Source organism: Bacillus sp. FJAT-49736 (genome assembly GCF_018343615.1).
In the GTDB taxonomy this organism is placed as follows: Bacteria; Bacillota; Bacilli; order Bacillales; family Bacillaceae_C; genus Margalitia.
The window spans coordinates 20,868-31,278 of sequence record NZ_JAGYPI010000010.1 but is presented as its reverse complement, the minus strand read 5'-3'; the positions used below and the strand labels follow the sequence as shown (position 1 = coordinate 31,278).

The following is a 10,411-nucleotide window of genomic DNA, read 5'->3' as shown; positions in this document are numbered from 1 at the left end:
AAAAAAAAAAGACCGAGATAACCTCGGTCTACGGCATAGTTTTAGATTTCGTTATGGAGCTTTAGGTTATTAATATTATATTTGATTCTTATTGGCAAGCTGCTTCTCTGCTAGCTCAATGGCTCTTTTAACCATATTCCCTGCATCCCTTGCCTTGATGCCGCCCCATCCTTCTTCTTTTACGACATCATAAAATCCTAGTTCCTTTGCTAATTCTTCTTTTAACTGATGAGACATAATACCTCTTCTCCTGCCCATTACGATTTCCCCCTTTGTTATGCCGCATTATTATTATTTGCAAGAAGCCCTCGATTATTTTCTGGATGGAAGAAGAATAAAATGCTATATATGTAAATAATGAACGAATTTTGTTGAAAAATGTTAAAAGTTTTTTAAACAAAATAAATAGCAGTAAACACAAAATTGTCTACTGCTAGCTATTTTAAATTTCTTGATGTTTATCAATGAAGGTAAGTTGTACTGTTTCAGTAAGTACATCTGCATAGCTATAGGAAACACGCTCAAAAGCATTTTCCTCTTGATCTAATTCGATGACAAAAACTGATGGATAAGTTTCTGCCAAAACACCAGAACGCTCAATTGTTTTTCTTCGTCCACCATTAGCTTTCAACATTAATCGTTTACCCAAATTAGAGTCAAGGGATTTTTTAATGTCAGTTAATGTTTTTGGCATTTTGCTCCACCTCACTATGTATTAGTGTACCACAAAATCAAAAATACGTCAAACATAAATTATTAATTTTATCAATGAAACAAAGTCTGTGTCAATATTTTTTCATCAACAAAATGACTGTTTTTTTTACATTTACTAGTATTTCCATTTCTTTTTATATTATGTAAAGATAAAGGAAAGCAAAAGAGAGACAAAAAACAAAAAGCCCTAATGTTTTTCCATTAGTGGCTTTTTGTTTCAATCTTCAACTGGTTTGTATGGCATCCCAGTTCTTAGCACTCCCTTTGTTTCAATACCCCCAATACCCTTTTCGCCTGTTAAAGTATTACGTAATACATCCCAAACATTAATTTGATCCATAAAAGGGGTATAGCAAATTTTTCCAACAATATAAACTGGGTCAAGTGCATGAATATTGACTCTTAATGGAGAACTCGCAAAATTGGCACCTGCATAAATCAACGATTCGAAATGAGATTGACACGCACCTGCAAATATCACGAGTTGATCTAAATGCGGAATCTTCCTTCTGGCTTCACTCACAGTTTTTACAAAATATTTAGAATGCCGATAAGCGTTTATATCCGACTTTTTTCCCTTTGCCTTTGAATATGCATCATGTCCGGTTATTACTAATATATCTGGACGATATTGGTCAAGCAAATACGAAATCTGATTCGGCATTTCTTTCTCATGACAATGTACTCCATAAACGGTAAGACCAATTTTCTCATATAAATCCAAACACTTTTTTAAATATGATGGATCTCCGTCTATATGAAGAACACGCCCAGGTATTTGAAAAAAATTATAATCATTACTGTAGCTGTTTGTTGCTTGATATTCCTGTCGTTGTTTTATTAACTCCATTTCCTGCTGAAACAATTCAAAGGACTGCGCCTCCAGCGTTCGATACTCCCGAGATATTTTTGAGCGTTCATCCCGATTAATTAAAACTAAATCGTCGATAGGGGCATCTGCAATCAAGCGAAAGTCTTCTCCATAAAGAACGGCTGTTTTTTTTCCATCTATTACTTTTATATCAATTACTTTAAATAGAAGATCACATTCATAAGACTGGCGCCCAACAATTGAATTTATTTGAACATTCACCGTCTTCAACTCCACTTGGTCAGATTACTCGTTGATACTTCTATATAGGCTATGCGAAGTTGGGAAAGTTGTGCTTTTCAATTCTTTGGATTTTAGATTAGGGGCTTTACATCAGTGGTCTTCTTTATAAAGACCACTGATGTAAAGAGGATTTATTTCTCATTAATAGGAAGGGTTTCAAGTAATATATTACTTAATGTGGCAAATTCCTGGATAGACAAAGTTTCACCTCTCCTTGTAGGATCGATGTTTGCCTTTTCAAGAGCTGATATTATCTTTGCTTTATTTTCTTTTCCATTTTGCAATCCGCTTGTTAGATTATTTATTATCGTCTTTCTTCGTTGTGCAAAGGAAGTGCGAGTAACATGAAAGAAAAATTCCTCGTTTTCTAATTCTACAACAGGCTTATCGCGTTTAAGGAGTTGAATAACCGCTGAATCAACATTTGGTTGCGGAGTAAAAACAGATTTAGGTACAATCATCACTGTTTCTGCTTGTGTATAATACTGGATAGCAATCGACAGCGAACCATATTCCTTTGTTCCCGGACTTGCCGAGATACGGTCTGCAACTTCCTTCTGCAGCATTACCACTATTCCTCGCAACGGTAATTGCTCATTAAGTAATTTTAATAATATCGGGGTAGTCACATAATACGGTAGGTTTGCCACTACCATAATATCCTTTGTATCACCAAATTCTGCAGCGATAACCTCTTGTACATCTGCTTTTAAGATATCTTGATGAATAATCTTTACATTGTTATATGGTGATAGCGTATCCTCTAATATTGGTAAAAGCCTTTGGTCTATTTCAAATGCCACCACTTTTTTGCTTGTCCTTGCTAAATGCTCTGTTAAAGCACCAATTCCCGGGCCAATTTCAATGACACCTGTTTCATTCGTTAAATGAGCAAACTCTGTAATTTTTCTTAATATATTGGAATCAACAAGAAAGTTTTGTCCTAAACTTTTCTTAAAAGAAAACCCGTATTTATGAAGGATTTCCTTCGTTCTTAGTGGTGTTGCAATATCTTTATGCATTATGCTCCTCCTGCAAAACTTTTGTTAAGGCTGCAGCAAATTCTTCTTTTTTAATTTGAAACATCATTAGCCTTTTGTGAAGCTGTTTACCATTTGTGTAACCGATTTTTAACAATTCACCTAAACGTTCTCTTCTTCCCTTAGCTCTTATTCCGCCAATTAACCCAGCTGTAAGCAGGTCCTCTTGTGTAATTAATTCTACTATTTCTGTCTCCATTGTATGGGCATCCCTTAATGCTTGCCTTATTGCTTCAGGACTAGCGTACTCTACGCCAATCCCTTTGCCGGAAGAAGGCTTTGCATCCTGCTTTTTTAAAAATGCATGTTTGCATCCAGGAACTTTATTTTCAATGGTTTTTCGAATTTTTTCCCCAGGGAAATCAGGGTCCGTAAAAATAATTACTCCCCTTTTTTCTTGAGCCAATCGTATTTTTTCGATAACTTCTTGCGAAATAGCCGAACCATTCGTTTCTATTGTATCTGCATCAATTGCCCTTTTAATAGCAGTTGTATCGTCACGGCCTTCCACAACAATTATTTCTTTTATTTTCATCTTTCCTCCAAATTATTGAAACATTCTTCATTCAGAATCGTCTAATTGTATGAATTCACCTTCATATTATATAACATGTTTAATTAAATGAACAAATACACGGGACGCTGAAGCTTGATGTAGACAATTTCCCATAAAATACTTACTGTTTAAATGTATTATCCCTTAAAAATAACAAAAACAGAGGGATAGCCCTCTGTCATACTATTTTAATATACGAATTTTTACAGACCGTCTTCCCCAGCGATACGCATCTGATTTGCTTGAGAAGTATACGTCAATCGTATTTCCTCTAATTGCACCGCCTGTATCACCTGCAATTGCATATCCATAGCCTTCAACATAAACTTTTGAACCGAGCGGAATGACTCGCGGATCCACCGCAATTAGCTTAATATTGGGATTTGCGTTCAAATTAATTCCTGTTGCAGTACGGCTTGAGCAGCCATTGCAATTGGTAGTATACGCAGTAGAGTTGACATAAAACTCGCGGGCGGTCTCCATACTGCCTCTAGAAGCTTGGTTGGTCATTTTTGATCCTACCGCAACTATTTTTGATTTGCTTTCCTTCAATATGTCTTTTTTTATCAGGCTTCTGCTCACTTCTTTGCCATTTTCAATAATGACCTCATATAACATTTGAACGAGACCGTTTTGGCCTTGTTGTAAAACTCTTTCTTCACCCATTGATAGGCTTGCATCTTTTTGGGTAACTACAGGAAATTCGATTGGTTCTTCCACTACATCGGTGACTTTTTTAACTCGAATCACTTTTATTACTTCGTTGGGCTTTACTAATTGATTGGTATTTGGATTGGTCCGATCCAAATCTTGTAGTATAATGCCTTGCTGCTTTAAAAAGTCACCGACAGTAGTCGAAGTAGACCATGCTTTTGTCTTCTTACCACCATTATTGAATGTAACCGGAAAAGCCTTTTGTATGGTTATATTCATATTTTCATAGATTTTAGAGTTCTTTTTTGGTTTAATTTGATCAACCAGACGGAGACCGATATTTTTATCCTCTAATAATTCCTGAACAGTATCGGCAGTCGTCCAAACTTGGTTCTTTTTCCCATCCATTGTTATAGTTACCTTTTTGGCTGGATCCCATACAAAAGATAATTGGTTTTTAACCTTTGTCTCGACAGGTAGGGATAAGTAGTCTTGTTGCTTTAAATTAATCTTAAGATCGTCTAACAATTCCCCTATCGTATTTGCGTGTGTCTTAATCACCTTTCTTTTCCCGTCTATAGTCATAGCTACTGTCTTTTTTGTAGTTTCAAAGGTAATTAAGCAAATGGTGATCACAAAGACTAGGAAACTAGCAATAAATATAGTCCACTTCTTCTTACACACTGACCTGGATAACAGGTTTTTCATGTTATTCACTAGCATGAAAGTAACTCGCCTCCTTCTCATTGGTGAGATCACATAGACTATCACGCCGCTGTCTTCCCTTGATGTTTCCATGTAAATTAGTTTTTATTATGCAAAACTATCGAAAATATTAAAAGGGAGACTTATCGACATGAATATCCTATGTAGGAGGAAAGACATGTAGAACCTTTTGGTATTTTATAAAATAAAGACAAGCTCCCTAATATTTCGACACTTACTTCTATCAATTTATGCCGAATAATCTTTTAGCATTTTGATTAGTTTGTGTCGCTATTTCATCGTAAGACACCCCTTTTATTTCCGCAATTTGCTCAGCAACAAGCTTTACATATGCAGGTTCATTTCTTTTTCCGCGATATGGATGCGGTGCAAGATAAGGACAATCTGTTTCAATTAATAAATGACTTAGTGGTATTTCTTTAGCAACTTCTTTTGGTTTTTTAGCATTTTTAAAGGTAACAGGTCCACCGAGGGATATTAAAAAGTTCATGTTAATGCATTCTTTTGCAGTATCAACGCTACCGCTAAAGCAATGCATAATTCCTCCCACTTCGCTTGCCTTCTCTTCTTTTAGAATCTCTACGATGTCTTGGGTAGCTTCACGATTATGTATAATAATTGGTAAGTTTACTTTCTTGGCTAAACGAATTTGTTTACGAAACACTTCCTTCTGAATGTCCTCGGGAGATTTATCCCAATGATAATCAAGACCCATTTCTCCTAAGGCTACAACTTTTGGATGAGATGATAATTCTTCAATCCATTTTAAATCCTTCTCTGTCATATCGATTGCATCAACTGGATGCCATCCGATACTGGCGTATAAGAAATCGTATTTTTCAATTAAATCCATCGCTTTAGTTATCGTCGGTCTGTCAAATCCGACCACAATCATTTTTTCAACATCAGCAGCTAATGCATTTTCTATAACCTTCTCTAAATCTTGATCATACTGTTCATCATTAAGATGAACATGTGTATCGAATAACATATTGATTCTCCTTTGTATTGTAATATATAAATTCTACACAAGCTTTGCATTCACTTAACATTTGCTTTACACATTTCCAGGCCAAAAATAACTCAAAAATGGAAATTAACAGTATATATTTTATGTATTAATTCCTTACTTATTTCGACAGCGTCAAAAAACATTATTTTTACCAAATTCATAAAAAGCAAATAACCAGCAATATTTTAAAAATGGAGCCTACATAAAAATAGCATAGGGAATCACGTCGAAAAATGTTTCACGTGAAACACCCCTATACTATTTTGGTCAAGATTATTGGAAATTGAAGCTGATTTAATATTACAATTACTTTACAATAGCTCCATTCGGTAGGCTTTCATCTACGCTAGCTAAGGAAAGAACTCCGTCTTGTTTGCCCGCTAAAATCATACCTTGTGATAATTCTCCTCGGAGTTTTACAGGTTTTAGATTTGCAACACAAATTAGTTTGCGGCCTATTAATTCTTCTGGCTTGTAAAATTCCGCAATACCCGATACAACTTGTCTTTTTTCATATCCAAGATCTAATTGCAGCTTTAACAGCTTATCTGCTTTTTTCACTGGCTCTGCATGAAGAACTTGAGCTACTCGGAGTTCTACTTTCATAAAATCATCAATAGTGATTTCTTCCTTTTTATCTGCCTCAGTATCCACATTCTTTGTCGATGGCTCTTCCTCTTTAGGAGTTGACCCTGCCATTTTTTGCTTAATAAAGTTTACTTCTTCTTCTATTTCTAATCTTGGAAAGATAGGCTCACCTTTTTCAACTACTTTTGTTCCCTCAGGAATTAACCCAAATGTGTCGAGACTATCCCAATTTCTAATTTTGCTGTCTTGAATCATTAATTGTTCAAAAATTTTCATAGGTGTTTTAGTTAAAAATGGTTGTAATAACACTGCAATTCTTCTTAGAGATTCAGCCAAATGAACCATTACAGTTGCCAATTCTTCTTTTCTACCTTCGTCTTTTGCTAAAGACCATGGAGTTGTTTCATCAATATATTTGTTTGAACGACTAATTAATTCCCATATGGAAGACAAAGCAACAGAAAATTCCATTTTTTCCATCGCTTCTTCATACTTTTTGACCGTTGCTTGATTCACTTGAAGAAGCTGCTTATCAAAATCACTATTCGATCCTTTGTAGTTAGGAATAATCCCATCAAAGTACTTATTAATCATTGCAATTGTACGATTTAATAAGTTCCCAAGGTCATTCGCTAAATCAAAGTTAATTCTTTCTACAAAACCTTCTGGTGTAAATACTCCATCAGAGCCGAATGGCACCTCGCGTAATAAATAATATCTTAGGGCGTCAAGGCCATAACGATCGATTAATGTAACTGGATCTACTACATTTCCTTTTGATTTTGACATTTTACCATCTTTCATTAATAACCAGCCATGTGCAAAAACCTTCTTTGGAAGCGGCAAATCCAGTGCCATTAACATAATTGGCCAATAGATAGTATGGAATCGAACAATCTCTTTCCCTACTAAGTGAACATCCGCCGGCCAGTATTTCAAATATTTTGAGTTATCTTCCGTGCCATAGCCAAGAGCAGTAATATAATTGGAAAGAGCATCTATCCAAACATATATAACATGCTTCGGATTTCCGGGAACTTTTACCCCCCAGTCAAATGTTGTTCTAGAAACAGCTAAATCCTCAAGCCCAGGTTTGATAAAATTGTTAATCATTTCATTCTTTCTTGACTCTGGTTGTATAAATTCCGGATTTTCTTCATAATATTGTAAAAGACGATCGACATATTTACCCATTTTAAAGAAATAGGATTCTTCCTTTACTAATTCTACAGGATGGCCGCTGTCAGGACTTTTTCCACCAACTACCTTGCCATCTTCTATAATAGGATCAACTAATTGATGTTCCGTATAAAAGGTTTCATCCGGAACAGAGTACCAGCCTTCATATTGATCCAAATAAATATCTCCTTGATCTAGCAGCCTTTTAAAAATCTTTTCCACAACTTTTTTATGTCTTTCTTCTGTTGTTCGAATAAAATCATTGTAAGAGATATCTAATTTGTCCCATAAAACGCGAATACCATTCACAATATTATCTACGTATGCTTGTGGTGTAATCTTTTGCTCTTCAGCCTTACGCTGAATTTTTTGTCCATGCTCATCTGTACCAGTTAAATACATTACATCAAAGCCACGCATTCTTTTGTATCGTGCCATTGCATCGCCTGCGACTGTTGTATACGCATGTCCTATATGTAAATTCCCACTAGGATAATAAATAGGAGTCGTAATATAAAATGTTTTTGCCTGTTCACTCAACATATATCCCACCCTTTTAATAATAATATTCTTGCCATCACTGCCTTCTAACATGTAAAAACTCTCACCCAAAGGACGAGAGCTACTAAATGCCATTTTGGGCAATTCTTATATAACTTCTATATCACAGGATAACCTCTTATATCATCAAAATATACATAAAAATGAAACAACCTGCAACTTTTGACTATCTAGTATAGACTTCCTCCACTTTTAATTTATTTAGTGATACAAATTTTGTCGAAATTTAGTTGAGAATCATTTTACATTTTTTTACGAATACTATACTATTTAAACATTTTTGCTTCTAAATGAAACAATATTTTCTTTGAAAATTACTTATATATCAATGATTTTACGAGTTTTATAAATTCCTATTTTATACAAAATAATTATTGACGGATATGGGAATGCTTGGTATGATATAAACAGTTATAAAAAAAATGTCGAAAATTGACGACAAATAATTCGGAGTAAACGAGAGGAGAAAAGAAAATGAAATCTACTGGTATTGTTCGTAAGGTTGATGAATTAGGTCGCGTTGTTATTCCTATTGAACTTCGTCGCACACTTGGAATTGCTGAAAAAGATGCATTAGAAATTTATGTAGATGATGAGAAAATTATCTTAAAAAAATATAAGCCAAGCATGACTTGCCATATTACTGGTGAAGTATCTGATAATAACGTTCAATTAGCAGGCGGAAAATTAGTTCTAAGCCGTGAAGGTGCAGAGCAATTACTACAAGAAATTCAAAATGCTTTCCAATCTGCAAAGTAAAGAAATAAAAAAAGCATGACTGATTAAAATGTACCCTATAGAGTAGACACTTTAAAAAAAGAGTCTGCCCTATAGGGTACTTTTATGTATAATGAGGAAAAATGGGGATTGGGGATCAAATATGAGTAAAAAAACATTCACACAGGGAGAAATTTCGAAGTTATCAAATAATTTCTATGTAAAGTCAGTAAGCTCAAAAGGGATTACTTATAGAGATGAATTCAAACGTTATTTTATTGCCGAATATGAGAATGGTAAACTGCCTAAACAAATTTTTGAAGTATGTGGGTTTGACATAGAAATAATTGGAGAAAGAAGGGTTCGATCATCAACTAGTAGATGGTGTGCTGCTTATCGAAAGAATGGTATCACTGGTTTAACAGATACCCGAAAAGAGAATACTGGCAGACCTAGTGAACGTGACCTTAAATTAGAAGAAAGATATGCAAGGCTAGAAGCTCAAAATAATTTATTGAAAGCTGAAAATGAATTGTTAAAAAAGATAGAATTAGCCGAAAGGAGGCTAAAGGGGAAGAAATAAAACTTTCAGCTGAACAAAGGTACTTATTAATCCACTCCATAATTGAAAAGTATAAGCTTAAAAATAAGCTTCGTTATTTGTGTGACATCTCAGGCGTATCCCGTTCGGGATATTATAATTACTTTACTGTATCCTCACACCAGAATAGAGAAGAACGGGAAAAAAGGACGAGAAGCTAAGAGACGTGATCATAAAGGCATATAAATTTAAGAATCGCAAAAAAGGGGCTCGCCAGATTAAAATGACATTGGCTGATCAATTTAAGGTTGTTTTCAATTTGAAACGTATACGGCGTATTATGAAGAAGTATGGTATAGTCTGCCCGATTAGAAAATCGAATCCTTATCGAAAAATGATGAAAGCAACGCAAGAACACAGGGTTCTGCCTAACTTGTTACAACGACAGTTTAAGCAAGGAACACCTGGAAAAGTCCTTCGTACTGACATTACCTATTTATTGTATGGACAAGGAAAGAAAGCCTATCTATCGACCATTAAAGACGGATCAACCAATGAAATCCTGGCTTACAATGTTTCTGATCGTATCACTTTAGATATAGCAATGGACACACTTTGTAAACTAAAGCAAAATCGAAAGGTTAAGTTAGCACCCGATGCTTTTATACACTCTGACCAAGGCGTTCACTATACCAGCCCCCTATATCAAAAAAGAGTGAGAAAATATAAGCTTGGACAGTCAATGTCAAGGAGAGGAAATTGTTGGGATAATGCCCCCCAGGAATCATTGTTTGGCCACTTTAAGGATGAAGCCTTTATCAAACCTTGTAACACACTTGAGGAACTGAAGAAAGAAATTAATTCTTATATGATTTATTATAACAACTTCAGATACCAATGGAATTTAAAGAAGATGACCCCTGTTCAATACAGGAATCATCTTCTTAAGATTGCTTAACTCTTTTTTAAAATGTCCTTTACAAAGGGTACACTTTAGATTTACAAGCAG

Annotated in this window: 9 protein-coding genes and 1 pseudogene; 2 read left to right on the top strand and 8 right to left on the bottom strand. The window is 34.9% G+C overall.

The window, feature by feature from the left end:
- Positions 1–75: 75 nt before the first annotated feature.
- The 8 genes from KHA87_RS21895 to metG all read right to left on the bottom strand — a co-directional run bounded on the left by KHA87_RS21895 (position 76) and on the right by metG (position 8,126).
- On the bottom strand, positions 76–258 hold the full coding sequence (locus KHA87_RS21895; RefSeq protein WP_213096134.1) for a small, acid-soluble spore protein, alpha/beta type: 183 nt from the start codon (positions 256–258) through the stop codon (positions 76–78).
- A 184-nt stretch (positions 259–442) separates the two neighbouring features.
- Positions 443–694, bottom strand: a complete 252-nt coding sequence (gene veg / locus KHA87_RS21890; RefSeq protein WP_213096135.1) for a biofilm formation stimulator Veg — start codon at positions 692–694, stop codon at positions 443–445.
- 237 nt (positions 695–931) lie between these two features.
- The gene (yabG, locus tag KHA87_RS21885) at positions 932–1,807 is read right to left on the bottom strand and encodes a sporulation peptidase YabG (RefSeq protein WP_213096136.1); all 876 of its coding nucleotides are present in this window, start codon (positions 1,805–1,807) and stop codon (positions 932–934) included.
- Between the two features lie 152 nt (positions 1,808–1,959).
- Positions 1,960–2,850, bottom strand: coding sequence for a 16S rRNA (adenine(1518)-N(6)/adenine(1519)-N(6))-dimethyltransferase RsmA (gene rsmA / locus KHA87_RS21880; protein ID WP_213096137.1), 891 nt, complete (start codon positions 2,848–2,850; stop codon positions 1,960–1,962).
- Positions 2,843–3,403 carry a ribonuclease M5 gene (gene rnmV, locus KHA87_RS21875; RefSeq protein ID WP_213096138.1) on the bottom strand — a complete coding sequence of 187 codons (561 nt, stop codon included), beginning with the start codon at positions 3,401–3,403 and terminating at the stop codon, positions 2,843–2,845. The genes rsmA and rnmV overlap by 8 nt, the downstream gene beginning before the upstream one ends.
- Before the next feature lie 204 nt (positions 3,404–3,607).
- A complete protein-coding gene (locus KHA87_RS21870; RefSeq protein WP_249310722.1) occupies positions 3,608–4,801 on the bottom strand; it encodes a G5 and 3D domain-containing protein in 1,194 nt (397 codons plus the stop codon).
- 226 nt (positions 4,802–5,027) lie between these two features.
- Positions 5,028–5,795 carry a TatD family hydrolase gene (locus KHA87_RS21865; RefSeq protein WP_213096139.1) on the bottom strand — a complete coding sequence of 256 codons (768 nt, stop codon included), beginning with the start codon at positions 5,793–5,795 and terminating at the stop codon, positions 5,028–5,030.
- A 327-nt stretch (positions 5,796–6,122) separates the two neighbouring features.
- A complete protein-coding gene (gene metG, locus KHA87_RS21860; RefSeq protein ID WP_481748390.1) occupies positions 6,123–8,126 on the bottom strand; it encodes a methionine--tRNA ligase in 2,004 nt (667 codons plus the stop codon).
- Positions 8,127–8,618: 492 nt separating this feature from the next.
- On the opposite strand from metG, the gene KHA87_RS21855 reads away from it, so the two are divergent.
- Together KHA87_RS21855 and KHA87_RS21850 are read left to right on the top strand one after the other, a co-directional pair.
- Positions 8,619–8,903 carry an AbrB/MazE/SpoVT family DNA-binding domain-containing protein gene (locus KHA87_RS21855; RefSeq protein WP_213096140.1) on the top strand — a complete coding sequence of 95 codons (285 nt, stop codon included), beginning with the start codon at positions 8,619–8,621 and terminating at the stop codon, positions 8,901–8,903.
- 121 nt (positions 8,904–9,024) lie between these two features.
- Positions 9,025–10,360: pseudogene (locus KHA87_RS21850) on the top strand (IS3 family transposase).
- The last annotated feature ends 51 nt before the right edge of the window (positions 10,361–10,411 follow it).